Below are 25,365 nucleotides of genomic sequence, written 5' to 3'. Positions count from 1 at the left end.
AGTGAGCTTGCTCGCGATAGCGTCATATCAGGCGATATTTTTGCCGAGCGTCTGCCCCCATCGCGAGCAAGCTCACTCCTACAGAAGTACCCATCAGGTTTAAAGAATAAGAACGGAGGCCACCATGGCTAACCTCAGCATCAGAAATCTGCAAAAAGGCTTCGACGGTCACCAGATCATCAAAGGCATTGATCTGGACGTGATAGATCGCGAATTCGTGGTCTTCGTGGGGCCGTCGGGCTGCGGCAAATCCACCCTGCTGCGATTGATCGCCGGGCTGGAGGATGTCACCTCCGGCACCATTGAGCTGGATGGCCGGGACATCACCCAAGTGACGCCTGCCAAGCGTGACCTGGCCATGGTCTTCCAGACCTACGCCCTGTACCCGCACATGACCGTGGGCAAGAACCTGTCTTTTGCTCTGGATCTGGCCGGTGGCGACAAAGCCGTGATCAAAAAGAAAGTCGATGAGGCAGCGCGCATCCTTGAGCTGGGTCCACTGCTGGAGCGCAAACCCAAACAGCTGTCCGGCGGTCAGCGCCAGCGGGTAGCCATTGGTCGCGCCATCGTGCGCAACCCGAAAATCTTCCTGTTCGATGAGCCCTTGTCGAACCTTGACGCCGCCCTGCGCGTGCAAACCCGTCTTGAGTTGTCGCGCCTGCACAAAGAACTGCAAGCGACGATGATTTACGTGACCCACGATCAGGTCGAAGCCATGACCCTGGCCGACAAAGTCGTGGTGCTCAATGGCGGCAAGGTCGAGCAGGTGGGCTCCCCGCTTGAGCTTTATCACCATCCGGCCAATCTGTTTGTCGCGGGTTTCCTCGGCACACCGAAAATGGGCTTTCTCAAAGGCATGATCAGCCGCGTCGATGCAGGCGGCTGCGAAGTGACGCTCGATGCGGGCGCAGTCATTAACTTGCCGTTCGGCAGTGCACAACAGAGCGTCGGCGATCCGGTCACCCTCGGCATCCGACCGGAGCACTTGAACCTTGCCAAAGAAGGCGACTGCCAGATGCAGGTCATTGCCGACGTCAGTGAGCGTTTGGGCAGCGACACTTATTGCCACGTGCGCACCCGCTCCGGGGAAGCCTTGACCATGCGTATACGCGGGGATCTGGCCAGCCAGTATGGCGACACGCTCAATCTGCATCTGGATAGCGCTCACTGCCACTTGTTCGACGCTCAGGGCCTGGTGATTGCCAAAGCCCTGCCGGTCGCCGCCTGATACTCAGGGATCATCGCCATGAAATTGAACAAACAGAATCTGTCTCAGCTTGAGCGCAGCATCGCCCTGCCCGGCTACAACCCGCAAAGTACTACACAAGGTATTGCTCACATTGGCGTGGGTGGCTTCCATCGTGCGCATCAGGCGTTTTACACCGACGCGCTGATGAACAGCGGCGAGGGCCTGGACTGGAGCATTTGCGGTATCGGTTTGCGCCCGGAGGACCGCGGCGTGCGTGATGCCCTCGCGGGTCAGGATTACCTCTACACCCTCTATGAGCTGGGCGATACGCCCGACACCGAAACCCGGATCATCGCGTCCATCAGCGGCATGCTGCTGGCAGAAGACGATATCCAGACCGTCATAGACAAGCTGGCCAGCCCGCAGATTCGCATTGTGTCGCTGACCATTACCGAAGGCGGTTACTGCATTGATGACAGTAACGGCCAGTTCATGACTCACTTGCCGCAGATCCAGCATGACCTGGCGTATCCAGACGCACCACGCACTGTCTTCGGATTGCTATGCGCAGCTTTGGCAAAACGGCGCGCTGCGGGTACACCGGCTTTTACCGTGATGTCCTGCGATAACCTGCCGCACAACGGCGCCGTCGCGCGTAAAGCGCTGCTGGCGTTCGCTGCCCAGGGCAACCCGGATTTGCATGACTGGATCGCCGAACAGGTCAGCTTTCCCAACGCCATGGTCGACCGCATCACGCCGATGACCAGCACATCCCATCGCCTGAAGCTCGCCGACGAAAAAGGCATTGATGATGCGTGGCCGGTGGTCTGCGAGCCCTTCGTGCAATGGGTGCTGGAGGACAAATTTGTCGATGGTCGTCCGGCCTGGGAAAAAGTCGGCGTGCAATTCACCCACGACGTCACGCCCTACGAAGAGATGAAGATCAAGCTGCTCAACGGCAGCCACCTGGCGCTGACCTATCTGGGCGCACTCAGGGGCTATCGCTTCGTTCACGAGACCATGAATGATCCATTGTTCGTTGCCTATATCCGCGCGTACATGGATCTGGATGTCACACCGCAACTGGCTTCTGTGCCGGGAATCGACCTGGAAGGCTACAAGGACACGCTGATCGAGCGGTTTTCCAATCAGGCGATTGCGGATCAGCTGGAGCGCGTCTGCTCGGATGGGTCGTCGAAGTTTCCCAAATTCACCGTCCCCACCATCAATCAGTTGATTCTTGATCATGGCAACCTGGAGCGCGCCTCGTTAGTGGTGGCGGCCTGGGCGTTGTACCTGCAAGGCAGCGAAGGCGAAAACGGCGTGGCCTACAAGATCGTCGACCCTCGTGCGGATTTCTGTAAGGCGCTGGTGGCCGACGATGTCCTGATCGTGCAACGGTTGCTGGACGTCGAGGAGATTTTCGGCACTGCCATTCCACGGTCAGCCGAATTTGTCGCGGCCTTTGAAAAGAACCTGAACAGCCTTAAGCAATTGGGCGTCAGCAAAACTCTGGAAAACCTGTTGGCCAAAACAGCCTGAGGTGCCTATGTTTCTCGGAATCGATTGCGGCACCCAAGGCACCAAGGCCATTGTCCTCGACGCCCGCACCGGTCAGGTGCTGGGCCAGGGCTCTGCGCCGCACAGCATGATCAGTGGCCATAACGGTCGCCGTGAACAGGATGTGCAGCAATGGCTGACGGCCTTCGAGCAGGCGACTGCCGAAGCGCTGCTTGAGGCGGGCATTTCCGGACAGCAGATACTCGGCATCGGCGTCTCGGGCCAGCAACACGGCCTTGTACTCCTGGATGCCGACGGCCAGGTGCTACGCCCGGCCAAACTGTGGTGCGACACCGAAAGCACCCCGCAAAATGACCAATTGCTGGAGTATCTCGGTGGCGAAAAGGGTTCGCTGCAGCGCCTTGGCGTTGCCATTGCACCGGGCTACACCGTATCCAAACTGCTCTGGACCAAGGAGCAGCACCCCGAACTCTTTGCCCGTATCAACAAGACTCTGCTGCCCCATGATTACCTCAATTACTGGCTGACCGGACGTTGCGCCAGCGAATATGGCGATGCGTCGGGCACCGGGTATTTCAATGTGCGCACCCGGCAGTGGGATATGGCGATCCTTGAGCACATAGATCCCAGCGGCAACCTGAGCCGGGCACTGCCCCAATTGCTGGAAGCGCACGAGCCGGTTGGCACTGTCTTGCCGGAGATTGCCCGACGTCTGGGCATCAACCCCGCCGCGGTGATTTCCAGTGGCGGCGGCGACAACATGATGGGGGCCATCGGCACAGGCAATATTCATCCCGGTGCAATCACCATGAGCCTCGGTTCGTCGGGCACCGTCTATGCCTTTGCCGATCAGGCACGCGTGAGTGAACAGGCTTCGGTGGCGACGTTCTGCTCATCCTCCGGCGGCTGGCTGCCCTTGATCTGCACCATGAACCTGACCAATGCCACAGGCGTTATTCGTGAGCTGTTGGGGCTGGATATCGCAGCCTTCAACAACGCCGTCGGTCAGGCCCCGATTGGTGCCGAGGGCGTGTCGATGCTGCCGTTTCTCAATGGCGAACGCGTGCCTGCCCTGCCCCATGCCACCGGCAGCATTCTGGGTCTGGATGCTACCAATCTGACCCAGGCCAACCTGTGTCGGGCGGTAGTAGAGGGCACCACGTTCGGTTTGCGTTACGGCCTGGATCTGTTGCGCGCCAGCGGCATCAAAAGCGCTAACATTCGGCTGATCGGCGGCGGTGCCAAGAGCGCCATCTGGCGGCAGATAGTCGCCGATATCATGGATACGCCGGTGATCTGCACCGAGCAGGCCGAAGCGGCGGCGCTGGGCGCTGCCATTCAAGCCGCCTGGTGTCACGCCAATCGGCAAGAGACAGGCGAAACGCTGGATATTCTATGTGCCCGCTGCGTGAGCCTTGATAACAGCAGTGAAACCCGTCCCGTCCCGCAGAACGTCGCCGACTATCAGCAGGTCTATGAGCGGTATCGCAATCAGTTGCAGGCGCTGTGAGCTCGCGTTCCTCGCCCGACTGACGTATTTATTTCAGGAGCACCTATGTTTCTCGTTTGTGGCGAAGCACTGTTCGACTTTTTCAGCCAGCCCGACAACAGCGGGCAGCTCAACAAACTGGGCTTTCAGGCAATTGCGGGCGGTTCACCTTTCAACGTAGCCGTGGGCCTTCGCCGCCTTGGCATCGATGCGGGACTGTTTGCCGGGCTGTCCAGTGACTATCTGGGTCAGCGCTTGCGCAGCGTGCTGGATAAAGAAGGCGTCAGGCCCGACTACCTGATCGACTTCGACGCCCCGACGACCCTTGCCATGGTGGCAGTCAGGGCAGACGGTTCACCGCACTACAGCTTTCGTGGCGAAGGCTGCGCGGATCGACAACTGCGCCTTGAACACCTGCCGGAGCTGGATGAACAGGTACGCGGGATTCATGTCGGCTCGTTCTCACTGGTGGTCCAGCCCATCGCCGACACGCTGCTGGCTTTGGTGGCGAGAGAAAGCGGCAAACGGCTGATCACCCTGGATCCGAATGTACGCCTCAACCCGGCACCGGATATCAACCGCTGGCGCGAGCAGATCAGCGCCTTTGCCGAGCACGCGCACATTATCAAGGTCAGCGACGAAGACTTGAGCCTGCTCTACCCGGACAAAGACCCACAGGTCGTCGCCCAGAGCTGGCTGAGCAAGCGTTGTCAGTTGGTGGTGTTGACTCAGGGTACTGAGGGAGCAACGGTCTTTACTCGCCAGCACGGAAGCTGGTCAGTTGCTGCGCAGAAGGTCGTGACTGCCGACACGGTTGGCGCAGGCGACACTTTCCAGGCCGCGTTGATTACCTTCCTGACCGAGCGCCATCTGGATGACCCGCTCAGCTTGCCAACCCTGCGCAAGGAAACGGTGGATGAAATGCTCGGGTTCGCCGTACAGGCAGCAGCGCTGACCTGCACCAAGGTCGGACCGGATTTGCCGTATCGGAATCAGTTGGGGTAGTAGCCTACCCTTTTGAAAGGCAAACACAGAAACTTGTGGGAGCTGAGCTTGCTCGCGATGCATGAGACCCAGCTTGAAGACATACCGCGTTATCGTTTATCGCGAGCAAGCTCAGCTCCCACAGGTCCTATGGCAATCCCACAGATCTGCGTTGCTCTTGCCAGTAATGCCTTAAACCAGCGCCAACCGGGCCGCCAGGATTTTGCTGTTTACATCAGCGGTAGTCTGTTGCTGCTGCTCTTTCAGGGCTGCCTGAAGTTTAGTGTCGACGTCCAGCTTCTGTTCAGGCGACATGGAATCGTACTCTTCCTTGCTGACACCAGTCAGTTGCTCGCGCATCTTCTCCGCGGGCGTCAAGTTCATGTAATCCGAGAACTCCTGCTGAGCTGAGGTGAACTTCGATGCTGCATCGGCCACATCAGCTTCGCTGGTTACCGCAGAATCGCGGGCCGCAATGCTGTTGTCACTGGCGGCAGATACAAATGAAGGTGCAGCCTCATTGTCAGTATTTTGCGTAGCCGTCTTCAGGCTGAGGAGCATTTTGGCAAACGCTTCGTCATAGGCCTCATTCTGCTGACTGCCACTGTTTTGCGCGACGGGATCCACGGCCGGGACCGGGCTGGTAGCACCGGTTGGGACGGAGAACGCATCGGTTGCCACATCGTCTTGAGTCTTGCGAGCCACCGCCTGAGAAACCAGGTGATGGAGCGCACTGATACTAGCGGTAATCATGCTTACCTCCTGCTGCCTGTTGTGATGCACAACCTGAGTAGCAAGACTGATGCCATTTGACTCGTTGCTCTGGAGCGCTCGGAACGCCTGATGTCCAGACGTGCACCTCGAAGGTCGCGAGAAGAGGTACGGCAATCGGCGGCCAATTGTGGCCGAGGATTGCCGGTCAACTACCTGTCACTCAACAGCAGTTTGTCCTCGGGCAGCGGCACAGCAAAGAAGTAGCCCTGGGCCTGACCCGCACCGATCTCCCGTAACAGGTCAAGGGTGGCCTGATCTTCTACGCCCTCCGCTACAACGGTCAGATCAAGAGACTCGGCCATCCTTACAATTGCACGCACGATCGCCCGGCTGCGGGCGCTGGTGGTCAGTTCAAGGGTGAACGACTTGTCGATCTTCAGACCGCTGAAGTGATACTGATGGACGTAACTGAGGGACGAGAAACCCGCGCCAAAATCATCCAGCACCACTGACATGCCATGGTCAGCGAGCTGCTTCATCGATTGCCGGGCCAATTCCGGCTCCGCAACCAATGCGCCCTCAGTAAGCTCCAGACAAATTCGTGAAGGCGCCATTTCGTAATTTGCCAGCAGTGTCAGCACTTCACCGGCAAACTCAGGGCGGGTAATGCTGTAGCTGGAGCAGTTCACATGCACCGTAGGCCAATGCTCGTTGCCCGGCCGTGCAAGTATCTCCACGACACGCCGCAACATGTACAAGTCCAGCCGCCCTATCAGACGCAAGCCTTCCAGCGCGGGCAGGAACTGACCGGGAGCCAGAATCCTGCCATCGGGTTGGCGCCAGCGGATCAACGCCTCCAAAGCCAACAGCTTGCCGCTGTTCACATCGATGATCGGCTGAAAATACGGAATCAGCTCGTCCTTGCGCTTGAGGGCATTACGCAATGCACCCTCGCGCTCGACCTGGTCCGACACCTCGCGGCGCAACTCCTGGTTGAACACCGCATAACTGTCCCGGCCACCGTTCTTGACCCGATACATGGCCATATCAGCATCACGCAGCAAATCAGCAGGCATCTCATGAAACTGACTGTCAGCCCCGACTACGCCAATACTGCAGGACGAAAACACCGCATGGCCGTCAATGAAGAACGGCAGATCAAAGGCTGCGAGTATTCGCTCGGCAATACCGATGGCCATATCCAGCGAAGCGCCAGCGGCCAGTACAGCAAACTCATCGCCACCCAGTCGTGCCAGTAGATCAGAATCGCGCATGCAGCCACGCAAGCGATCAGCAGCCTGAGTCAGCAACTGATCACCAAAATGATGACCCAGACTGTCGTTGACCAGCTTGAAGCGATCAAGGTCGATGAACATCACACCGAGATCACGACCGGTGGTGCGAAACTCGAGCCATTCCGCATGCAGGCGCTGCTGCAAATGGCTACGGTTTGGCAAGCCGGTGAGCGAGTCATGCGAGTTCTCGTGCTGAAGTTTGGCGTTGGCGTAATCCAGCTCTCGGGTCCGGTCCTGAACACGCGCTTCGAGCCGCAGGTTGGCGGTGTGTACCGCTTCGGCAGCGCTGCGCCGGGACAGCGCGGTGTCGATGTGCCTGGAGACGAAGGTCAGCAACTCCTGGTCGCGTAACGAGTAACGCACCAGCGGCGAGTAACTCTGGACGGCAAGCACACCCCGCACATCATTGCCGTCGAACAGCGGAATCCCCAGCCATGACGAGGAACGGATCCCCTCCCTCACCACATCAATCTCGCCGCTGGCTTCAAGCCTGAGGGTTTCATCCTGGTCGATCAGGCAGGCACGACGCTGACGAATCACATACTCGGTCAGGCCACGCTGACCACGCCTGGCCTGCGGACGAGTAGCCTGGCGCTCATCGACGTAGTAAGGAAAGGTCACTTCTCCCGTGGAATTGTCAAACAGTGCAATGTAGAAGTTCAGGGCGACCAGCAACTCACCTACGATCAGATGCAGGCTGTGAAACAGCTCAGCCATGTCACCAGGCTGACTGGACAATTCGGCTATCTGAAACAGCGCACTTTGCAGATGCTCGGCACGCTCACGTTCGGCCACTTCCTGACGCAGGGCGTTATTGAGGGCCGAGAGCTCCTGGGTGCGCAACATGACGGTTCGTTCGAGATCGGCGCGATGCAGGATACGATCCAGTGCCATGGCCACGTGGCGAACCACAACCAGAAACAAGGCTCGGTCCTCGGCACTGTAAACCCGGGAAACGTCGTATACCTGCATGGCCAGCATGCCGAATACTTCGTCCGAAGCATTCTTCAGCGGTGCGCCCATCCAGAACTCCGGGCGATGACCTACGCAATAGAACCGCTTTTGCAGCTGAGCCCGTTCGATACCTGCCGCGTCGACAAACAGCGGTTGTGCGCTATTCAAGACATAGCCGGTCATCGACAGCCGTGAGCGATCCAGATATTCGGACGCGTCCGACTCCAGCGCGTCGAGATCTGTGATGTCGACGTAATACGGGTAGGTAATCTTGTCGGTGTCAGAATCGTAAAGCGCGAGATACAGGTTCTCCGCATCAATCAGCGAGGCAAGCTGATGATGCACCCCCTCCAGAAAAGCGCCACGATCCCGGGTAGAACTGGCCAGATAGGTGATTTCATACAGCACCCGCTGGGTGATCTGGGCCCGAGCCAGGGCATCGGTCTGCAAGCGGTGACCCAGACGTATTGCCAGCCCGGGTAGATCTGCATCGCAGGCCTCGTTTTGCGGCGCGACCAGCCACGCCAGCACGCCCTCGCCTTTACCGGCAGCCCAACGCTGCAATCTGTATTCGCGACAGAAATCATCAAACCGGTCGTTGGCAACGCTCACAGACCAGCGCATCGGGCTTTCGCCATGCCCCAACAGATGCATGGGGTCGCCAACGGCATACACCGCCCACGGCACATCCCCCATCCGATCCTTGATCGCGGCAAGTACCACTTCGATGGGTTCACCCCCGAAGTTCGCTACAGCACCCGGCGCTGCATCGGCCAGGTATCTGCTGGCAGGATCATCGGCAACACTTGATTGAGCTCGGTCAGAGGCCAAGGGAGGAACACTCATGAAAGCTCCAAAACCAGAGACAGCAGGCGCTTATATTCGGGGCGCGTGCAAAACCGTGCAAGTGGCATATTCATATCAGGCGCAAGAAAGCCGCCAGAAGTATCGGCATGCGAATTCCAGCCTTGAATACAAACAGGTTTGAATCTCGAGAAAACTCTTTGGACGCGGCAGGATAACGTTGATCAAGCAGCCAGAAAGGTGATTGGGTAACGTTCAGGTAATAAGACGGGAGGTCACATCGGTAATACCTAGCAGCTGAGCCTGATCCAGCACCGATGCAGGGGGGGCTTCGGCCGTGGGCATGATCAGGCTGTTCTCTGCATCGCCGAAGTGCAACTGCAGCAAATGCAGAGCGGCGATGTGAGCAGGCAGCGACGATTGCTCAAGCTCAAGCAAATGTTCGCGCATTTGCTCTTTGAACCGGTAGGAAATGCAGTAACGATAAGTCATGCCCATTTGCCTGTGTCAGCTCAACGCATGGCCGTACATTTCGGATTTCTTGATGAAGGCGCTCCAACGACCAAAAGACAGACTTTGACGCGCAGTGGCAGCGACCCACACAGGACCTGTGGTCTGGTGTGTACCAACCATTCCCATCATGGCTGTGGTTGCGTCGTTCAATTCAAACATCAGTACGTTTGCTTGAGTGCTGAAATCGATGTGCATAGTCATGGATTAAGCCTTTTTAGCGATGGAGGCGTTTGGACAAACACCTCCTTGCACGTCATAGGACACTGCATACGCGTATATAGCGGTGAGCTTCCGATGAGCGGTCCTTAATAAACGTTTTCTATTTTACGGGTCGCAGCCGATGTTCGAGTGCAGACCCGGCCTGCAATGCTGCTTGCACCTTTTGAGGGCGCCAGACCGTCATTCAGCCAAAGCATATATATGTACCGACCTGGCGATAGAAAAGGCCTGCAAACTGCTCCCCTCGTGGACAGCAATACTTTACTGGCCGAGGCCCTGAATCGCCTTATCCAGCCCGAAACCAGGATTCGACCCTCAAGTTTTTTGCAGCTCATACCGAAACAAGTAAGCAAGGGATGCCAGAAATGGCATCAATCCTGCTTAAGTCATATTTATGAAGGTTTTGTGACATTATGATTACCGCATCAGACATCTTAATCACCTTCGCAATTTTGAAGTAATGCGTCCGCCTGCTGTTTTGCGGCGATTACATACGAGGTGAGTACATGATGAAAGAACGGGCAACAGTGATTTGCAAACGCGACGGCAGGATACTGTACGTGCGCAAGCCAAAGTCAAAATGGGCTCTGCCGGGCGGCAAAATTGAAGTCGGTGAGACGCCAGAGCAGGCAGCAGTTCGTGAGCTGAACGAAGAAACAGGACTGGAAAATCTCGATCTGGTCTATCTGGCTGAGTACGAGAAAGATAACGTCACGCACTACATCTTCATGGCTGTACTTTCATCATCGGCCAAACCCGCGCCGCAGAATGAGATTGCCGAGTGCAAATGGTCGCACGTCAAAAACGTCAGCGACCTTAATGCCAGTGCGGCAACCAAATCCATCGTTAAATCGTTTGCCAAACAAGCGGTTTAATCCCCGCCCCTATTTGCCAGCGTTGGCACGGTTGTGTGAAGCGTTATCAAGTCAGTGGATTACAGAGCTAAAAAACCCCGGCAAGTGCCAGGGCCTGATCAAACATGGACGCTTCAGGTTCTGACCAGCAGTCCCATGGTGAAACCGTCCACCGAGGCAATCTTGCCACGCCACAGCACGCCCTCTGAGCAAATAGGGCTCTGGTCGCTCGAATAGGTTTTGCAGTCTTTCAAATGGATGAAATGAAATGCAGTGGTTTCGTCCGCTGACTCACCAGGAGTGAAGGATAAAATAATCTGCTTCATGGACTCGTCAACGCCGCCATCGAATTGAGCCAGTGGAGCTGCCATGTCCTCAGCAAGCTGCTTGAAGTACGTGTCGTGCGAAATCAACTGACCCGAGACCAGGTTGCCGCCGACAGAAAGGGTTATGCCGATTTCTACCGGTGTGGTGACGACAAACTTGACCAGAAACTGCAATAACCAGTCGATTTGCTTGCCTTGATCCTTCAGATGCGCGATCAGCTCATCATATTTCACGTCCTGGGACGTGGCTTTGAGGCTCTGCTCTACTTCCGACATCGACTGCTCCTTGCCTTACAAGATAATGAGCTTTAGCTATAGCCCAGATTTGTGAAAAACGAAACCTGAGTGTGAGCCAGCATGTCGGATGTGGCTTCCGGCAACTCGCGATCCTTCCTGAAAATTGGGTTCCAGCGCTGACATAACCATCCAAACGAATAGCAGGCGCCTGTTTCCCCCTACATTCCTCCATTAATGAGCTGTTTATTAACAACCTTGAAGGCTGGCACTATAACAGCACACCAGCTGAAGTTATTTGAGGGGGGGGGATTATGACCAGAAGGAAATACGTCATCGTTCCCGCCACACTGCTTGAAAGCCTGACCGCGAGAACCGCCCCTCATGCAGACGGGAGTCTCTTTGCAATACTTGAACTTCAAGAGCTGCTCGCCAGGCCGACAGAGCTTTCGTTGACAGCTGATCTGCGCTTTATCCTGAGCAGACCGAGCTTCGGCTGCCAATCTACCGCACAGGTGCTCAGAAGAATGGGCCACACAATTGCGGAGAGGGCCGAGGACGAACAGGCAGCAACCATCCACTGGCTGCTGAATCATTACCTGCGAGATCCTCACAACTGGCGCAACAACTCGCTGGCAGAGTTCAACGCCGCCGCAGCGATGCTCAACAATGCAGATGGCTATTTCTAGCCAAGCCTTAGGCGGACCTGAATCGCGGCCTCGAAAATCAGAGCAATTGAACCCTTGCATCGTCGTCGTGACTAAACAGTAACGACCAAGGGAGTGTATGACGATGGGTAACTCAGAGAGTTGGAACGTATTAGCATCAATCATGAATATGCCGGTGCTGTGGATCGTATTCGCAACCATTCTGGTGGTGATCGAATTCCTGGTAGTGATGCGAATCGTCAAAAGCGAAGGCAGCCGCGAGAGCAAATGCCTGTGGATTCTGGCACTGGTGTTCGTTCCTGTTTTGGGACTGATCGCCTGGGTGGTCGCAGGACCCAAGACCAAGACAGCCCGCTCGGAATCTCGTGGCTAAACGAATCAGATCGGTGAAGGATTTGCTTGCTGGTGACCCAAAACCGCTTGGCAGCTCCGCTAGATACTACCGCGGCGTTATCCGATAGACGGATGCATTTATAGCCCCCATGACGGCACAGGAGACCGCTGAATGGCGTAGCGTTTGCTACAGACGCTGGTAGCGGCACTGAAAAGACTTAATGTTGACGCGACAGACCATTCACTCAAGCTCAAGGACGCAGCGATGCGCCGGATATAACCAGGAGGCGTACCGTGTCAACTCTCAGTGAAATCGCAGCGAACCATGCGAAAGCAATTAAAACACTGGATGCAGAGTCGGCCATGTTGAAGGCACTGTGCTCCCCGACGCCACCCGCTGGCGAGGCGTCGTCTGATAAGGCGCAGCAAGTGCCGCCACATACCATTTCGGCAATAAATAACAGCATCTCAGCGCACGCGATGAGTATTTGAGCGGATGGAGGCGCACGACTGCAGTCGGTGACCTTAGGGCGTCGAACGGGACGCTTCGGCTGATCGTGTTGCATACTTGCTGTATGCAGCACGTATTAACCTATATCTGGACCTCACATGACACCCAATGCAGAACTCTATAACCCCTCCACCGAATACGCCGACAAGTTGATTTCACGCATCGGACAAACCCCGTCCTGGATCGCAAAACGCATTGGTGTAACGGACAAGCGGATTCGCTACATTCTTGAGGGTGAAAGAACCGTCAAGGGAGAAACCACGCCAATTCAGATGACGTACACGGAACAGTTTGCTCTTGAGTGCCTTGCCGCAGAAGCGAGCGCAAAAAGACAATAGTTTTCGCGGAGTGGCGCTTAGGTCTGACGCGCGCATCGCGTCAGGCCCCCATCAAATCCCCCCTTACCCAAAAACTCAATCATGGCCGCCTGCATTATGTGACAGGTTTGGCGATTCGCAGAAGCTTGCGCGGGGGCATGAGCTCGCAGCACACGTTGCGGCAGATATCCTGGTTTACGCCTGGACGGGCCGCGATGTAAGGCAATCGGTAACAGCAAAGCGGTCACCCGCTGGACCGGCCAGCGCTAACATCAAAGGTATCACCACGATCGTCGCGTCCGGCGATGGCTGCCTATCCCTATCGCAAAGCTTGAACGAGGCAGCTCCAGGAATGTGCCAAGGGCAAGCGCTAATGCGAGCAGTACCTGACCGAATCAGGTGATTAGCTTGACAGCCCTATAAAGACAACAGCGCTGAACCACTTTGCGACCTGGGTTGGTATCAGCCTACACCGCTTGTCGCCACCTACTGCGGGAACGACAGTCCCTGGCCGATAAAGAGCGCATTACCCTTCTGGTTCGGATAGGGAAAACAAGGAAGGCCACAATACGATGAATCTTTTACGCGGCACCCTGCTCTCAACACGTCTGATTTCTGCGTTTGTAGCATGCGCAGTTATCACCCTAGGTGTTGGCTTGGTTGGCTACACAGGAATCACGGGGCTGAAGAACAGCGTAGATGGAATCGTAAGCAACAATCTTGTCTCTGTGTACAACACGAGTAACGCCCGCTCAAATGCGATAGCACATTATCGCGACTTACACCGTGCACTGCTGTTTAAATTTGCAAAGGCAGACCAGGCCAAATATGACGATGTTTTGAAGTCCTTGGCAGACAACCAAAGAGAGGTAGAGCAACTTTTTAATAAATATCGGCAAACGCCTCTGGAAGATGATGAAAGAGTCGCAGGGGACCAATTTGAAAAATCCTGGCCAGCGTATATCAATGCCTCCTCTCACGTGATCGAGTTAGCGGAGAAAGGAGACCTTGAAGGCGCGACGAGGCTATTCGAACAAGAAGTGGATCCTGAATACAAAAAAGCAAACGATGAGCTCAAGATAATGGTCGCTTCCAATAAGCGCCAGAGTGAAGACGTGGCGGTAGACGCCGCGAAAACTTCAAGCGCCGCCTACTGGTCATTAGCGGTAGGCGTGGTTGTCGCATTTATTGCCGCAATCATTTTGGGACTGTTGGTAACACGCTCCATCACGCGGCCGCTTTCGACAGCGCTACGGACCGCAAAACAGGTGGCTGAGGGCGACCTTTCTCAAAAAATCGATGTAACCGGAAGGGACGAGATTAGCACCCTTCAAACTGCGCTCAGCACGATGCAAATCAATCTGAGAGGTACGATCAAAGAAATCGCGAATGCGGCTGATCAGCTTGCCTCTGCGTCCGAAGAGTTAAATGCAGTTACGGAAGAAAGCTCTAGAGCACTGATACGCCAAAACGACGAAATCCAGCAAGCCGCTACGGCGGTCAACGAGATGACGGCAGCGGTAGAGGAAGTCGCGCGCAATGCGTCAGGGGCGTCTGAGTCCTCCGAAGAAACCAGCCGCAGTGCGATTCAAGGGCGTGACCAGGTAAAGAGTGCCGTTGGATCGGTTAATACAATGGCAGAGCAGATTTCGCAATCGACTGAAAAGGTTACGGTACTCGCCTCTAGAGTCAACGAGATAACCGGGGTTCTCGCGGTCATTCAGTCCATCGCTCAGCAAACCAACCTCTTGGCATTGAATGCCGCAATTGAAGCAGCCAGAGCTGGCGAGCAGGGTCGTGGCTTCGCGGTGGTCGCCGATGAAGTACGTGCACTTGCGCACCGAACTCAGGCATCGACTGCAGATATCGAAGCGATGATGGCTCAAGTGCGCGTAGGTGCGGACGAGGCCGTGATCGCTATGAATAACAGTAGAAGCCTTGCGGGAGAAACCCGGGATCAAGCCATTGAAGCAGGCCACGCGTTAGACAGAATCACCGAAGGTGTTTCTATAATTAACGAGAAGAATCTCGTCATCGCCAGTGCTGCTGAAGAACAAGCTCATGTAGCTCGTGAAGTTGACCGAAACTTGATTAACATTCAAGACATCTCCACGCAAACGGCAACGGGCGCACATCAAACGAATGCTTCAAGTGCCGAGCTGTCTCGACTGGCCGCCTCATTTGGCGTGCTGGTTAACAAATTTAAAACCTGAAGAATAGCTGATCAGAATGCGCGTAGATCTTATACGCGCTTCTGAATAGATCATGCTGTGTGCATGATCGCTATCAACGCTTATATGTCAGGCAATTCGAGGATCAGTTTCGATCTGGGCACCCCAACGGCCAGTCTGTTGTGGGCGCGAAGAGTGAAGAAGCCATCACCTCATCCAGAGAGCGCCCACCCTGCCCTGCGCAACAATGGCAGTCATCCTGGCAGGCAGGAGATGCCGTCAGTAGCCTGTTAGCCCTTGGATGCCTGTCCTGCATCAAGCAGAAATGTTTTTGATCTGCTCTGAAATACAGGATCTTTTCTGATGTAGAGGAGCCAGTTTGCAAATGCAGATTGCTGGCGGCGATGCGCTGTTTGCCACTGCTCGCCCCCAAACACAGCACTGCTCATCGACATCAGTTCCTCTGTAGCCTGGTTAAGCTCATTCAACAGGTACTCGCTGTCTTCTGAGTCCATCTCTGAGGCAAGCATATTTTTGCTCGTTACTAAGGGATAGATGTGACCCCGTCATTGCTGCTTTATTCCAATTCGCCATAAAGGCCTGACCAGCGGTAACCATTCGTCGCCCTTAAGCGACCGATCCAGCACCCATCTATTGAGAGGCCTGCAAGGCCTGAAGCCTGCCCTCATGCTAGATTACGGTCCTACCGACATGAGGTGAACTTTGAAAGGACAGTCTGTGGCGCCAGGCATTGGAGATATCTATAGCGTTTATTCGCCAAAACTGCGGAAGTATGTCGCCTGTCAGGTGACAGCGCTCAAAGAGAACATCGAGCGCAAGGGCCAGCAGATGGCGGCTGTGCTTGAGCTGGACTGGAGTGGCGACGCCTTGCCGCAGGCGAGCGACCTGGCGGCCATGCACCCGCTGTTGGTCGATTTCTTCTTTCGGCGTGACAAGCATGAACACGTTTATGTCATCGCCGAGGTGCCCGCCGCTTACACCTTGGTGGGCAATATCGCACCGCTGGTGCTTGACGACACCACCACGTATGGCCACTGGAATACCGGCGAAACCTTGTACCACCAGCAGCAATGGGAGCAAATCGATGTCGCCCGGCGCCAGCGTTTCAAGGCTGCTTCAGGCGACGTCGAGGTGACGATTGGCGGTCATGTGCTGCGTCAGGATACTAATCGCATCGAAGACAACGTCTTGCAGTCAGTCACTGATCTTGCTGAACTCGATCAACTGCCATGCCTGACCAAAATTCACACTGAGCATGGTTCACAGGCCCTGCTCGACTATGTGAATCAGCATCCCTTTATCACTGAGCTGCTGTGGCGTTCGCCGCAGGTGACGGAGCTTGATCTGCGCGACAGCCGCCTGAGTCGCCTGAGCATTGATGTGACCGGCGTGAGCAAGGTGCACCTTAATGACGATTTGATGCATCTGATACTGCGTGGCGAGCCATCGCCACAGTTGCAACTGCACTGCAGCGACGAGGGACGCGCGTTGTATCTGACCTGTAAGGGCGACGTGAAACCCTTCGCTGGCCTCGATCATCTGGGCGGCCTCACGCTCTATGCGGCCAAGGAGATCGACCTGGAGACGGTGGTAGCGCGTTTCCCTGATCTGTGGTTTCTGGATCTGGGAGGCAAGCCGGGCATAGTGTCAAACCTGTCTGCCATCGCTGCGCTGGCGCAGTTGCAAATGCTGAGTTTGCACGACCTGTTTGGCTACACGGCAGAACAGTTTCCGGCGCCACAGCAACTGCGTCGCCTGTCGACCTTGTGGCTCAGCAGTGTGCCGTTTGACGTGGCGCAGAACGTCAAGAAGGGCTATAAAAAAGCCGCTGCGCTGGGCCTGGACCTTTCGGTGACCCAGCCGCGCAAGAGCGAATGGCTGGCCGAAAACCTGGACAACCCGTTTCGTGACTGGGATGGCCGCGAGGAGATTACTCCCGCCAAGGCAAAAAAGGCGACCACCGCCTACAAAGCGTTGCTATCCGCCACGCGCAGCATCAACGCCAGCATGACAGCCGATGCCGTGCAGCTCGCCTTGTCCGCCATGGTCACCGCCTATGTGGCGACCTTCAACCAGATCGACCAGCGCGGCAGCGTCATAGGCACGATCGAATGCGAAGAGATCCATGAAGCGCTGGCAGGGTGCCTGAACGCACTGGTGGTGCGAATGGGCGAGCACGGGGCGCTGGTCGACATGGACGGCCTACTGGACTTGTTTGACGAGTTGCGTGATTTTTGAGGCTCTAGCTCAGATGGGGATGTGCCGGCCATATGGCGGGTTCAGACGAAGGTAAGTCTGTAAAAAGTCTGCAGCCAAAGCTTTCGAGGAATTGTGGGATTCGATAAAGAGCGTCGATGCCTGGAATTCCAGTCCATGGTTCTGGGTCGTCGAGCTCAAACCGATGATGCCATGTCAGCCTGGCGAGCACTATGACAGTGCGTCCATCAACGACCTCAGCCTATGCTAAGCAACCGCGCTGGCGGCTTCTCTTCAGCCTTCCGGTAGAGATATTCACGCCATACCCGAAAAGCGCTCTGCTGACGCGAGCATGCATCCCTCCACTGCTCACCACCAACCTGCCCGACGTGCAGCGCCATCATTATTTCAGTGGCTTTGTCGAGCTCGCAAACCAAGTCATGTGCGTTGGTTGTGTCGAAATAATTGGCGTTCATAAAATCCCTTTTAATTATTGGCATTCAATCGACTAGCCATCTCCTTGATAGTGCTGGGGTTCTGACGAACGGTAAAAATATAAAGTCCGGCTCTAAACGTTAAGCACGTCCACTGCCCCACTAAAGTGTTCACAGCCTGCCGACGATCGACGTGTGAGGATTAGTTATGCCTACAAAAAAAACATGCCCGACTGCTATTGAGCAACTGAGAAAATGACTGAGCACTATCTTGAAGAGCACGGCCCGGAAGAGTTGGCGTACATGAGGATTGAGGCAGACTTGAAAATCCAGTTCTGAGAATCGTTTTTCCAACGATTGCCCAAAATACCCCCAAAATACTTTTTTCTGACAACAAAAAAGGGCCCACCTCTCGGTGGGCCCTTCTGTACCGGCAGCAGGACCGGATTTAGTTTGGTAGGCGCGACTGGACTCGAACCAGCGACCCCCACCATGTCAAGGTGGTGCTCTAACCAACTGAGCTACGCGCCTGCTGTGGGTCGGCATTCTACGGATATTCAAATGTGTGTCAACACCTTTTTTCGCGCTAACTCCATGAATATGCAAATTTTTTTGCCTTCCCTGTTTTCCCTTCTTTGTTTGGCCGCTGGCTGGTGGAGATATTTGTTCTCGGGTAGGATCGGGCCATTCGTAAAAAATATTAAACGGAGGTTGTAGGATGGCGAACACTCCTTATCCGCAGTCCTATTACGCGGCTTCGGCGAACCCGGTTCTGGAACGCCCACAGTTGCAGGGTGACGTGGAAACTGACGTTTGTATCATTGGTGCCGGCTACACGGGCCTGTCCAGCGCCCTGTTTCTGCTTGAGCACGGCTTCAAGGTGACAGTACTGGAAGCCGCAAAAGTCGGCTTTGGGGCTTCAGGGCGTAATGGCGGGCAGATCGTCAACAGCTATAGCCGCGATATTGATGTCATTGAACGCACTGTCGACCCGCGGCAGGCCCAGTTGCTTGGGCAAATGGCGTTCGAGGGTGGTGCAATCATCCGCGAGCGTATCGCCAAATATCAGATCCAGTGCGACCTGAAGGACGGCGGAGTATTTGCCGCCATCACCGATAAGCAAATGGGTCATCTGGAAGCCCAGAAACGTCTGTGGGAACGCTATGGTCACACCCAGCTTGAGTTGCTGGACAAGCGTCGTATGGGCGAAGTGGTTGCTTCTGATCAATACATTGGCGGCATGCTCGACATGAGCGGCGGCCATATCCACCCGCTTAATCTGGCGTTGGGCGAAGCGGCTGCTGTGGAATCGCTGGGCGGCGTTATCTACGAACAGTCTGCTGCCGTACGGATTGATCGTGGCGCCAATCCGGTTGTTCATACGGAATCAGGCAGGGTCAAAGCACGCTTTGTGATCGTCGCGGGGAATGCCTATCTGGGCAATCTGGTGCCGGAGCTGGCCGCCAAGTCGATGCCTTGCGGCACCCAGGTGATCACCACCGAGCCACTGAATGAAGAGCTGGCCAGAACGCTGCTGCCTCAGGATTACTGCGTCGAAGACTGTAACTACTTGCTGGACTACTACCGACTGTCTGCGGACAAACGCCTGATCTTCGGCGGCGGCGTGGTATATGGCGCCCGCGATCCGGCGAACATCGAAGCAATCATTCGTCCGAAAATGCTCAAGGCATTCCCGCAGCTCAAGGATGTGAAGATTGATTACGCGTGGACAGGCAATTTTCTGCTGACCCTGTCGCGACTGCCACAGGTCGGACGCCTGGGTGACAACATCTATTACTCTCAAGGCTGCAGCGGCCACGGCGTGACGTACACCCATCTCGCTGGCAAAGTCCTCGCCGAGGCATTACGTGGACAGGCCGAGCGGTTTGACGCATTTGCCGGACTGCCGCACTACCCCTTCCCCGGCGGACAACTGCTGCGCACGCCGCTCACCGCATTGGGTGCCTGGTACTACAGCCTCAGAGACAAATTCGGCTTTTGATTGCAAGGGCGGCGCCAGACAAGGCGCCGCCCTGCGGACTCAACGGGCTTTGAGCGTCTTCAGCGCTTCACCAGCCGCTTGCTCCTGCCCCGCCTGAGCCAGATCGTTGGCTGCCTTCGACCAGCGTTGCTCATCCAGATTGGCGGGCAATTGACGCGGACTTTGAATCAGCACAGCCCAACTCCCCGCCTTTTCCCAGGCCGACGTAAAACTGCTGAAACTCATCAGTAAGTGTCGATTCATGCCCGCGTGAAGCAGGACTGTCTGCTTGATTCGGTTGTAGCCCACCAGCACGCCGTAACGGGGCTCGGTAAACACCGCGCCTTCTGCGAAACGCACCATGACCGGGTAGCCTGCTGACACCTGAGTCAGTAACGACGCAAGACCCGAGTCCAGCGGGTAAACCAGAAAGCCGTACTGTCGCGCGGCTTGCTGCATGTTCTGCTCAAGTCGGGCTTCGCCACCGGGCAACCGCAACGATTTATCCAGTAAGCCAGGGGTTATCTGCACGCGTTGGTAGGACAGCATGCTCGCCAGTGCACCGGGCCCACTTTGATAGGCATTACCGCGGAAGAACGGCACATTATTGAGTTCTACGCGGTCCGGCAGGCGTTTGATTTCAGGCGCTAGAGCCGAAGCACAACCGCCAAGAGTCAATACAACGGCAACGAGTATTCCGAGACGCTTAAGGCCAGCTGTACGAAAAAAAAGAGAAACCGGCGACATTTTCACTCACTTCAACAAGCGCCGGACAACCCACGGTCCGGCTCGGACCAGATAATAGGACGCGCCGGGGTCGGGGTATAGCCTCAATGCACAATGCAAAGACGTGCATAGATCAAATTAGTCATGAAGTTCGACCACTGGTCAACTAACGGAAACATGCCACGGACTAGACTGTCGATTATCAGGACCGTAGATGAAAAAGCAGGGTCCGTGGAGGACGTATGAGCCTGGAAATGACAATCGTGATGCTGATCTCCGCATGGCTGGCCGTGGCCACTGCCATGCTGTGGGGTGTGATGCGGATTGCCCGTCGTCACCATCAACGCAGCGCACCGAACGCACCAGCCGTGTTAACAAAACCGCTGAAGTCGATCAAGGGCCGCCCACACGCACCGGCCCACTGAGCATGCAAAAAAACGGCCGGTATGAATAGTCTTCATACCGGCCGTTTGCTTTTCAGCTATCAGGTGTCGCCAACGGCTATCAGGCTTTTGATGCCTGAGCGGCCGCCTCTTTCTTGAGCTTCGACTTGCGGGACATCATGTTCAGGATTTCGATGAAGGCAGAGAACGCCATTGCCGCGTAGATGTAGCCTTTAGGTACGTGAGCACCGAAGCCTTCTGCGATCAGCGTCATACCAATCATGATCAGGAAGCCCAGCGCCAGCATCACAACGCTCGGGTTGTCGTTAATGAACTTGGCCAAAGGCTCAGCGGCCACCAACATCACGATCACGGCAGATACCACAGCGATGATCATGATCGGCAAGTGTTCGGTCATGCCGACAGCGGTGATGATACTGTCGATGGAAAACACCAGGTCCAGGATCAGAATCTGACTGATCGCGGCACCCATGCTGAGGGTAATAGTGGTGTCCAGCTTCTTCTCTTCTTCAGTCTTGATATCGACACTATGGTGAATCTCGGTCGTGGCTTTCCAGACCAGAAACAGACCACCTGCGATCAGGATCATGTCTTTCCAGGAGAACACCTGACCCAGAATTTCAATCACCGGCTCGGTGAGCTGCACAATCCACGCGACGGTGCTGAGCAAGCCCAGACGCAGGAACAGCGCCATACCGATACCCAGGCGACGCGCCTTCAGCTGCTGGTGAGCGGGAAGCTTGTTGGTCAGAATGGAGATGAAAATCAGGTTATCGATGCCCAGTACGACTTCCATGACAACCAGAGTGGCCAAGGCAATCCATGCAGCGGGGCTTGAAGCGAGTTCTAACAGGTATTCCATATGTATTGCCCTGATTCAGTCAGTGATAAAGGTCAGATTTCTTTCTTGCTTTCTTCGTCTTTCTGCTCTGCCTTGGGCTCAGCCATGGACAAGTCCTGCTTGGCATCATCCAGAGCTTTTGTTGCGGCTTTGTGAGTATCGTCGATGGCCTGTTTGGCTGAATCAGTTGCAGTGTTCAGCAGTTGTTTACTGGAACTTTCAATCTGGTCACAGCCCGCCAACACTAACAACGGTACAGCCAGTAATGCAGCATAGAGAGGTTTAATCATCTGAAGCCTCGAAAATTTAACCGGTTTTTACTGCTCCGGCGATAGGCCAGCATTCTAGAGAGATCGAACCATCAGGAAAATTCGTATTTTTAAGCGGTATACTTCGGCAATACCGAACTGAGAAATTTCAATGCTCAACTACCGACAGCTGCATTATTTCTGGGTGGTCGCTAAAACCGGCAGCATCGTGCGCGCCTGCGACCAGTTAAACCTGACGGCCCAGACTATCAGCGGTCAGATCAGCCTGTTGGAGCAGTCCTTGGGCGTTGACCTGTTTCAGCGTGTAGGTCGACAGCTGGAGCTCACCGAAGCCGGTCGTCTCACCCTGCCCTATGCCGAACAGATGTTTCAGCTTGGTAACGAGCTGGAGTCTATCTTGCGAGCGCAGCCGGATGAGCCGCAGATATTGTTCCGCGTTGGCGTCGCCGACGTGGTACCCAAGTCCATCGTGTACCGGCTAATTGCGCCGACAATGGAGCTGAGCGAACCGATGCGCATCACCTGCCGGGAGGACAAACTTGAGCGGCTGTTGGCTGACCTGGCGATTCAGCGACTGGACCTGGTGATCTCTGACAGCCCAATGCCTCCTCATTTGGACATCAAAGGCTACAGCCAGAAGCTGGGCGAATGCGGGATCAGCTTTTTTGCCACTGAGGAGCTTTTTGAGCGCTATGGGCAAGACTTCCCCTTTGGCATGCAGGGGGCACCGCTGCTGATTCCCGGGCAGGAAACCGTAGTGCGCAGTCGACTCATGCGCTGGTTTGCTGAGTTGAAGGTTCAGCCGAGAATAGTTGGAGAATTCGACGACAGCGCACTGATGAAAGCCTTCGGCAAATCCGGCAGCGGGATATTCGTCGCCCCGAGCGTCATTGCCGATGAAGTGCAGGCGCAGTATGGCGTGCAGCTACTCGGCCAGACAGATGCCGTGACCGAGTCGTTTTATGCCATCTCGGTGGAGCGAAAGGTCAAGCACCCCGGCATCGTTGCGATTACCGAAGGCGCCCGACAGAAGCTGTTTACCGACGCAGTCTAGAACGTAAAAGACTTAAACAGTGCCCATGAAATCGCGCTTGCCGATTTCGATGCCATTGTGGCGCAGCAGGTCGTAAGCGGTTGTCACGTGGAAGAAGAACTGCGGCAGGCTGTAGCTCAACAGGTAAGTCTGGCCGGTAAAGCGCTTCTCTTTAGGGGTGCCCGGGCGAAGAACGATTTCAATCTCTTCGTTGCCGTCGATCTGCTCTGGCTTGATGCTGCCGATGAAGTCCAGAGTCTTGGCCAGTAACGCCTGAAGTTCGGCGAAGCTGGTTTCAGTGTCGTCGTACTTGGGCATCTCGACCTGAGCCAGACGGGCCGATGCGCCTTTGGCGAAATCCACAGCGATCTGAATCTGACGAGTGAAGTTCAGCATGTCCGGATACAGACGTGCCTGCAGCAGCGCTTCAGGCTGGATATTTTTCTGCGTGGCGTGCGCTTCGGCTTTAGTCAGGATCTGGCTCAACGCGTTAAGCATCTGCTGGAAAACCGGGACAGAAGCGGAGTACAGAGAAATAGTCATGACAGTTCCTTATAAGAAAGTGCCTGATTATAGGCATGTGTGGCCAAGCGCGCTGTGGCTGTTTTCAACTGACATCCGCCGACTGATCGTTGCGCTGGAAATAATCCCCCACACACCCTAGGCTGTCTTCCCGCCATCGCCTACGGAAAGAGCCATGTCCACAGAACAGTCCGCGAACAGTCCTGCCGAACAACCCGATGCGCTGAATCTGAGCAGCACCGAGGTGCGCATTCTGGGCTGTCTGATCGAAAAGCAGGCTACCAGCCCGGAGACCTATCCGCTTACCCTCAACGCGCTGGTCACTGCCTGCAACCAGAAAACCAGCCGCGACCCCGTGATGAACCTTAACCCCGGCCCGGTTGGCCAAAGCCTGCGCGCACTGGAAGGCCGCGGTCTGGTTCGGCTGGTCATGGGCAGTCGTGCCGATCGCTGGGAACAGCGCGTCGATAAAACCCTGGAGTTGGTGCCCGCCCAAGTGATTCTGACGGGGCTTTTGCTGTTGCGCGGCCCACAGACGGTCAACGAACTGCTGACCCGTAGCAATCGGATGCATGACTTCGAAGACAGCGAGCAAGTCGTCCATCAATTGGAGCGACTGATTGCCAGAGGGCTGGCGATTCTGCTGCCACGCCAGTCAGGACAGCGCGAAGACCGTTACATGCATACGCTGGGCAATGCTGATGATCTGCAGGAAATCCTCGCAGCCCGGCAAAGCCAGCCAGAACGCGCCTCTTCAGCTAGCAACGCTAGCACCGAGCGCCTGGATGAACTTGAGGCGCGCGTTGCGGCACTCGAAGAGCGTCTGGCTAAGCTCGAATAACCCCTCCCCGCCAGTGCCCCACCCGGGCAGGATATTACCCTCATCCCGCCCGGGCGAACGCGGCAGCTTGCTGAAACAACTCGTCACCTGGACGCACCCCGGTGTACAGCACAAATTGCTCCAGCGCCTGAATCGCCGCCACTTCATCGCCGCTGATGACTCGCTTTTTTCTGGCGCGCGCAGCTTCGACTAGCGGTGTATTCACCGGGTTGGCCACGACGTCGAACACCGTATCTGCCGCGTCGATGGCGTCAAGGCTGAACGCAAGCTCATCGGCCTGAGCACCGATCATGCCTAACGGCGTGACATTGACCAGTAATGGCGGCCGCTCATCCCCCAGAGCTGCCTGCCAACGCAGGCCGCAGGATTGCGCCAACGCCCGACCGGCTTCTTCGTTGCGGGCAATAATGACGCCATCAGAAAAGCCCGATTCACGCATGGCGAACGCTACAGCTTTGGCCATGCCGCCACTGCCACGCAAGGCGAACGCAGTGCGTGGAACGGCTCGGCTGTCCATCAATTGAGCAACGGCAATATAGTCAGTGTTGTAGGCCTTCAAATGGCCCGCGGTATTAACAATGGTATTGACCGATGCAATGGCAGCCGCAGAGGGATCCATTTCGTCAATCAACGGGATGCTTGCTTCCTTGAACGGCATAGAGACAGCGCAGCCGCGAATTCCCAGTGAGCGCATTCCTGCGATTGCAGCCGGCAGGTCCGAAGGGCTGAAAGCCTTGTAATAGAAATTCAGACCCAACTGCTGATAAAGGTAGTTATGAAAACGAACGCCGAAGTTGCCTGGTCTTGCGGCGAGGGACATACACAAAACAGTTTCCTTGTCAGGGATGACAGGCATGCTTTTCTCCTGAACGGTATTAGTAAAAGCCTCGCGGGAAGGCGTAATATCGGCACCGTAACGCGACGCGATAAAAGTCGCCCGGTTCTTTATACGTAAGTACCTTACACAAAATTTACTCAGCGGCTTCGCAGTTTTTCCGCAA

28 protein-coding genes, 1 tRNA gene and 1 pseudogene are annotated in these 25,365 nt (G+C 55.8%); 17 read left to right on the top strand and 13 right to left on the bottom strand.

Annotated elements, in window-relative coordinates:
* Nucleotides 1-124: 124 nt before the first annotated feature.
* The 4 genes from K3169_RS13625 to K3169_RS13610 are packed head-to-tail and all read left to right on the top strand — an operon-like array spanning nt 125 to nt 5,204.
* Nucleotides 125-1,228 (top strand): ABC transporter ATP-binding protein, encoded by a 1,104-nt coding sequence (locus K3169_RS13625; RefSeq protein WP_263271940.1) that lies wholly within the window; start codon nt 125-127, stop codon nt 1,226-1,228.
* An 18-nt stretch (nt 1,229-1,246) separates the two neighbouring features.
* The gene (locus K3169_RS13620) at nt 1,247-2,731 is read left to right on the top strand and encodes a mannitol dehydrogenase family protein (protein ID WP_263271938.1); all 1,485 of its coding nucleotides are present in this window, start codon (nt 1,247-1,249) and stop codon (nt 2,729-2,731) included.
* Nucleotides 2,732-2,738: 7 nt separating this feature from the next.
* Nucleotides 2,739-4,220: a xylulokinase gene (gene xylB / locus K3169_RS13615; RefSeq protein ID WP_263271936.1), complete on the top strand. Its 1,482-nt coding sequence runs from the start codon at nt 2,739-2,741 to the stop codon at nt 4,218-4,220.
* 45 nt (nt 4,221-4,265) lie between these two features.
* Complete coding sequence (locus K3169_RS13610; RefSeq protein ID WP_263271934.1) at nt 4,266-5,204, top strand: carbohydrate kinase family protein; 939 nt, start codon at nt 4,266-4,268, stop codon at nt 5,202-5,204.
* A gap of 171 nt (nt 5,205-5,375) precedes the next feature.
* On the opposite strand, the gene K3169_RS13605 is transcribed toward K3169_RS13610, so the two are convergent.
* Complete coding sequence (locus K3169_RS13605; RefSeq protein ID WP_099268812.1) at nt 5,376-5,936, bottom strand: hypothetical protein; 561 nt, start codon at nt 5,934-5,936, stop codon at nt 5,376-5,378.
* A 170-nt stretch (nt 5,937-6,106) separates the two neighbouring features.
* Complete coding sequence (locus K3169_RS13600) at nt 6,107-8,992, bottom strand: EAL domain-containing protein (RefSeq protein WP_411567035.1); 2,886 nt, start codon at nt 8,990-8,992, stop codon at nt 6,107-6,109.
* Here K3169_RS13600 and K3169_RS13595 point away from each other — a divergent pair.
* Entirely contained in the window at nt 8,991-9,134 is a 144-nt protein-coding gene (locus tag K3169_RS13595) for a hypothetical protein (RefSeq protein WP_161628566.1), read from the top strand. The genes K3169_RS13600 and K3169_RS13595 overlap by 2 nt on opposite strands.
* A gap of 71 nt (nt 9,135-9,205) precedes the next feature.
* Here the strand turns inward: K3169_RS13595 and K3169_RS13590 are convergent, their stop codons facing one another.
* Together K3169_RS13590 and K3169_RS13585 are read right to left on the bottom strand one after the other, a co-directional pair.
* Entirely contained in the window at nt 9,206-9,442 is a 237-nt protein-coding gene (locus tag K3169_RS13590; protein WP_263271932.1) for a hypothetical protein, read from the bottom strand.
* A gap of 15 nt (nt 9,443-9,457) precedes the next feature.
* Nucleotides 9,458-9,664 carry a hypothetical protein gene (locus K3169_RS13585; RefSeq protein WP_099268810.1) on the bottom strand — a complete coding sequence of 69 codons (207 nt, stop codon included), beginning with the start codon at nt 9,662-9,664 and terminating at the stop codon, nt 9,458-9,460.
* Between the two features lie 527 nt (nt 9,665-10,191).
* Here K3169_RS13585 and K3169_RS13580 point away from each other — a divergent pair.
* Nucleotides 10,192-10,557: an NUDIX hydrolase gene (locus tag K3169_RS13580; RefSeq protein WP_099268963.1), complete on the top strand. Its 366-nt coding sequence runs from the start codon at nt 10,192-10,194 to the stop codon at nt 10,555-10,557.
* A 113-nt stretch (nt 10,558-10,670) separates the two neighbouring features.
* On the opposite strand, the gene gvpU is transcribed toward K3169_RS13580, so the two are convergent.
* Nucleotides 10,671-11,138 carry a gas vesicle accessory protein GvpU gene (gene gvpU, locus K3169_RS13575; protein ID WP_099268809.1) on the bottom strand — a complete coding sequence of 156 codons (468 nt, stop codon included), beginning with the start codon at nt 11,136-11,138 and terminating at the stop codon, nt 10,671-10,673.
* A gap of 272 nt (nt 11,139-11,410) precedes the next feature.
* On the opposite strand from gvpU, the gene K3169_RS13570 reads away from it, so the two are divergent.
* The 6 genes and pseudogenes from K3169_RS13570 to K3169_RS29750 all read left to right on the top strand — a co-directional run bounded on the left by K3169_RS13570 (nt 11,411) and on the right by K3169_RS29750 (nt 15,138).
* The gene (locus K3169_RS13570) at nt 11,411-11,785 is read left to right on the top strand and encodes a hypothetical protein (protein WP_263271930.1); all 375 of its coding nucleotides are present in this window, start codon (nt 11,411-11,413) and stop codon (nt 11,783-11,785) included.
* A 103-nt stretch (nt 11,786-11,888) separates the two neighbouring features.
* Nucleotides 11,889-12,137: a PLD nuclease N-terminal domain-containing protein gene (locus K3169_RS13565; RefSeq protein WP_231674661.1), complete on the top strand. Its 249-nt coding sequence runs from the start codon at nt 11,889-11,891 to the stop codon at nt 12,135-12,137.
* A 254-nt stretch (nt 12,138-12,391) separates the two neighbouring features.
* Nucleotides 12,392-12,589: a hypothetical protein gene (locus K3169_RS13560; protein WP_164705993.1), complete on the top strand. Its 198-nt coding sequence runs from the start codon at nt 12,392-12,394 to the stop codon at nt 12,587-12,589.
* A 117-nt stretch (nt 12,590-12,706) separates the two neighbouring features.
* A complete protein-coding gene (locus tag K3169_RS13555) occupies nt 12,707-12,946 on the top strand; it encodes a hypothetical protein (protein ID WP_099268806.1) in 240 nt (79 codons plus the stop codon).
* A gap of 551 nt (nt 12,947-13,497) precedes the next feature.
* Nucleotides 13,498-14,439 (top strand): annotated as a pseudogene (locus K3169_RS29755) (methyl-accepting chemotaxis protein); the annotation flags it as partial.
* Nucleotides 14,434-15,138, top strand: coding sequence for a methyl-accepting chemotaxis protein (locus tag K3169_RS29750; protein WP_373562217.1), 705 nt, complete (start codon nt 14,434-14,436; stop codon nt 15,136-15,138). The pseudogene K3169_RS29755 and the gene K3169_RS29750, both read left to right, overlap by 6 nt.
* 248 nt (nt 15,139-15,386) lie before the next feature.
* On the opposite strand, the gene K3169_RS13545 is transcribed toward K3169_RS29750, so the two are convergent.
* A complete protein-coding gene (locus K3169_RS13545; RefSeq protein WP_263271927.1) occupies nt 15,387-15,626 on the bottom strand; it encodes a hypothetical protein in 240 nt (79 codons plus the stop codon).
* 193 nt (nt 15,627-15,819) lie between these two features.
* Between K3169_RS13545 and K3169_RS13540 the strand changes: the two genes are divergently transcribed.
* Nucleotides 15,820-17,355: a hypothetical protein gene (locus K3169_RS13540; RefSeq protein ID WP_263271925.1), complete on the top strand. Its 1,536-nt coding sequence runs from the start codon at nt 15,820-15,822 to the stop codon at nt 17,353-17,355.
* 215 nt (nt 17,356-17,570) lie between these two features.
* Here the strand turns inward: K3169_RS13540 and K3169_RS13535 are convergent, their stop codons facing one another.
* Together K3169_RS13535 and K3169_RS13530 are read right to left on the bottom strand one after the other, a co-directional pair.
* On the bottom strand, nt 17,571-17,789 hold the full coding sequence (locus K3169_RS13535) for a hypothetical protein (RefSeq protein ID WP_027899079.1): 219 nt from the start codon (nt 17,787-17,789) through the stop codon (nt 17,571-17,573).
* 412 nt (nt 17,790-18,201) lie between these two features.
* Nucleotides 18,202-18,278: transfer RNA gene (locus tag K3169_RS13530), tRNA-Val, on the bottom strand.
* 187 nt (nt 18,279-18,465) lie between these two features.
* Between K3169_RS13530 and K3169_RS13525 the strand changes: the two genes are divergently transcribed.
* Nucleotides 18,466-19,749, top strand: coding sequence for an NAD(P)/FAD-dependent oxidoreductase (locus tag K3169_RS13525; protein ID WP_263271923.1), 1,284 nt, complete (start codon nt 18,466-18,468; stop codon nt 19,747-19,749).
* Nucleotides 19,750-19,788: 39 nt separating this feature from the next.
* Here the strand turns inward: K3169_RS13525 and K3169_RS13520 are convergent, their stop codons facing one another.
* Entirely contained in the window at nt 19,789-20,475 is a 687-nt protein-coding gene (locus K3169_RS13520) for a peptidase C39 family protein (RefSeq protein ID WP_099268798.1), read from the bottom strand.
* Between the two features lie 221 nt (nt 20,476-20,696).
* Here K3169_RS13520 and K3169_RS13515 point away from each other — a divergent pair, with 221 nt between their 5' ends.
* Nucleotides 20,697-20,879 (top strand): hypothetical protein, encoded by a 183-nt coding sequence (locus tag K3169_RS13515; protein WP_099268797.1) that lies wholly within the window; start codon nt 20,697-20,699, stop codon nt 20,877-20,879.
* A gap of 79 nt (nt 20,880-20,958) precedes the next feature.
* Here K3169_RS13515 and K3169_RS13510 read toward each other — a convergent pair whose 3' ends face one another.
* Both K3169_RS13510 and K3169_RS13505 read right to left on the bottom strand, forming a co-directional pair.
* Nucleotides 20,959-21,720 carry a TerC family protein gene (locus K3169_RS13510; protein WP_027899075.1) on the bottom strand — a complete coding sequence of 254 codons (762 nt, stop codon included), beginning with the start codon at nt 21,718-21,720 and terminating at the stop codon, nt 20,959-20,961.
* 32 nt (nt 21,721-21,752) lie between these two features.
* Complete coding sequence (locus K3169_RS13505) at nt 21,753-21,989, bottom strand: hypothetical protein (protein ID WP_027899074.1); 237 nt, start codon at nt 21,987-21,989, stop codon at nt 21,753-21,755.
* A 130-nt stretch (nt 21,990-22,119) separates the two neighbouring features.
* On the opposite strand from K3169_RS13505, the gene nhaR reads away from it, so the two are divergent.
* Nucleotides 22,120-23,022, top strand: coding sequence for a transcriptional activator NhaR (gene nhaR / locus K3169_RS13500; protein WP_027899073.1), 903 nt, complete (start codon nt 22,120-22,122; stop codon nt 23,020-23,022).
* Nucleotides 23,023-23,034: 12 nt separating this feature from the next.
* Here the strand turns inward: nhaR and K3169_RS13495 are convergent, their stop codons facing one another.
* Nucleotides 23,035-23,544 carry a DUF1993 family protein gene (locus tag K3169_RS13495; RefSeq protein WP_099268795.1) on the bottom strand — a complete coding sequence of 170 codons (510 nt, stop codon included), beginning with the start codon at nt 23,542-23,544 and terminating at the stop codon, nt 23,035-23,037.
* A gap of 154 nt (nt 23,545-23,698) precedes the next feature.
* Between K3169_RS13495 and K3169_RS13490 the strand changes: the two genes are divergently transcribed.
* On the top strand, nt 23,699-24,364 hold the full coding sequence (locus tag K3169_RS13490) for a YceH family protein (protein WP_263271921.1): 666 nt from the start codon (nt 23,699-23,701) through the stop codon (nt 24,362-24,364).
* Between the two features lie 40 nt (nt 24,365-24,404).
* Here the strand turns inward: K3169_RS13490 and K3169_RS13485 are convergent, their stop codons facing one another.
* Nucleotides 24,405-25,220 (bottom strand): shikimate 5-dehydrogenase, encoded by an 816-nt coding sequence (locus K3169_RS13485; protein ID WP_263271919.1) that lies wholly within the window; start codon nt 25,218-25,220, stop codon nt 24,405-24,407.
* Nucleotides 25,221-25,365 lie beyond the last annotated feature (145 nt).

Origin of the sequence: Pseudomonas phytophila, assembly GCF_025643095.1 — a bacterium.
Classification (GTDB): domain Bacteria; phylum Pseudomonadota; class Gammaproteobacteria; order Pseudomonadales; family Pseudomonadaceae; genus Aquipseudomonas; species Aquipseudomonas quasicaspiana.
Note: the sequence above shows the minus strand (reverse complement) of the source record. Positions and strands in the feature narration are given on the sequence as shown.

Bases quoted from the DNA above. Each gene is read 5' to 3' on its own strand.
- K3169_RS13625 (WP_263271940.1), top strand. From the start codon at position 125: ATGGCTAACCTCAGCATCAGAAATCTGCAAAAAGGCTTCGACGGTCAC.
- K3169_RS13620 (WP_263271938.1), top strand. From the start codon at position 1,247: ATGAAATTGAACAAACAGAATCTGTCTCAGCTTGAGCGCAGCATCGCC.
- xylB (WP_263271936.1), top strand. From the start codon at position 2,739: ATGTTTCTCGGAATCGATTGCGGCACCCAAGGCACCAAGGCCATTGTC.
- K3169_RS13610 (WP_263271934.1), top strand. From the start codon at position 4,266: ATGTTTCTCGTTTGTGGCGAAGCACTGTTCGACTTTTTCAGCCAGCCC.
- K3169_RS13605 (WP_099268812.1), bottom strand. From the start codon at position 5,936: ATGATTACCGCTAGTATCAGTGCGCTCCATCACCTGGTTTCTCAGGCG.
- K3169_RS13595 (WP_161628566.1), top strand. From the start codon at position 8,991: ATGAAAGCTCCAAAACCAGAGACAGCAGGCGCTTATATTCGGGGCGCG.
- K3169_RS13600 (WP_411567035.1), bottom strand. From the start codon at position 8,992: ATGAGTGTTCCTCCCTTGGCCTCTGACCGAGCTCAATCAAGTGTTGCC.
- K3169_RS13590 (WP_263271932.1), bottom strand. From the start codon at position 9,442: ATGACTTATCGTTACTGCATTTCCTACCGGTTCAAAGAGCAAATGCGC.
- K3169_RS13585 (WP_099268810.1), bottom strand. From the start codon at position 9,664: ATGACTATGCACATCGATTTCAGCACTCAAGCAAACGTACTGATGTTT.
- K3169_RS13580 (WP_099268963.1), top strand. From the start codon at position 10,192: ATGAAAGAACGGGCAACAGTGATTTGCAAACGCGACGGCAGGATACTG.
- gvpU (WP_099268809.1), bottom strand. From the start codon at position 11,138: ATGTCGGAAGTAGAGCAGAGCCTCAAAGCCACGTCCCAGGACGTGAAA.
- K3169_RS13570 (WP_263271930.1), top strand. From the start codon at position 11,411: ATGACCAGAAGGAAATACGTCATCGTTCCCGCCACACTGCTTGAAAGC.
- K3169_RS13565 (WP_231674661.1), top strand. From the start codon at position 11,889: ATGGGTAACTCAGAGAGTTGGAACGTATTAGCATCAATCATGAATATG.
- K3169_RS13555 (WP_099268806.1), top strand. From the start codon at position 12,707: ATGACACCCAATGCAGAACTCTATAACCCCTCCACCGAATACGCCGAC.
- K3169_RS29750 (WP_373562217.1), top strand. From the start codon at position 14,434: ATGACGGCAGCGGTAGAGGAAGTCGCGCGCAATGCGTCAGGGGCGTCT.
- K3169_RS13545 (WP_263271927.1), bottom strand. From the start codon at position 15,626: ATGCTTGCCTCAGAGATGGACTCAGAAGACAGCGAGTACCTGTTGAAT.
- K3169_RS13535 (WP_027899079.1), bottom strand. From the start codon at position 17,789: ATGAACGCCAATTATTTCGACACAACCAACGCACATGACTTGGTTTGC.
- K3169_RS13525 (WP_263271923.1), top strand. From the start codon at position 18,466: ATGGCGAACACTCCTTATCCGCAGTCCTATTACGCGGCTTCGGCGAAC.
- K3169_RS13520 (WP_099268798.1), bottom strand. From the start codon at position 20,475: ATGTCGCCGGTTTCTCTTTTTTTTCGTACAGCTGGCCTTAAGCGTCTC.
- K3169_RS13515 (WP_099268797.1), top strand. From the start codon at position 20,697: ATGAGCCTGGAAATGACAATCGTGATGCTGATCTCCGCATGGCTGGCC.
- K3169_RS13510 (WP_027899075.1), bottom strand. From the start codon at position 21,720: ATGGAATACCTGTTAGAACTCGCTTCAAGCCCCGCTGCATGGATTGCC.
- K3169_RS13505 (WP_027899074.1), bottom strand. From the start codon at position 21,989: ATGATTAAACCTCTCTATGCTGCATTACTGGCTGTACCGTTGTTAGTG.
- nhaR (WP_027899073.1), top strand. From the start codon at position 22,120: ATGCTCAACTACCGACAGCTGCATTATTTCTGGGTGGTCGCTAAAACC.
- K3169_RS13495 (WP_099268795.1), bottom strand. From the start codon at position 23,544: ATGACTATTTCTCTGTACTCCGCTTCTGTCCCGGTTTTCCAGCAGATG.
- K3169_RS13490 (WP_263271921.1), top strand. From the start codon at position 23,699: ATGTCCACAGAACAGTCCGCGAACAGTCCTGCCGAACAACCCGATGCG.
- K3169_RS13485 (WP_263271919.1), bottom strand. From the start codon at position 25,220: ATGCCTGTCATCCCTGACAAGGAAACTGTTTTGTGTATGTCCCTCGCC.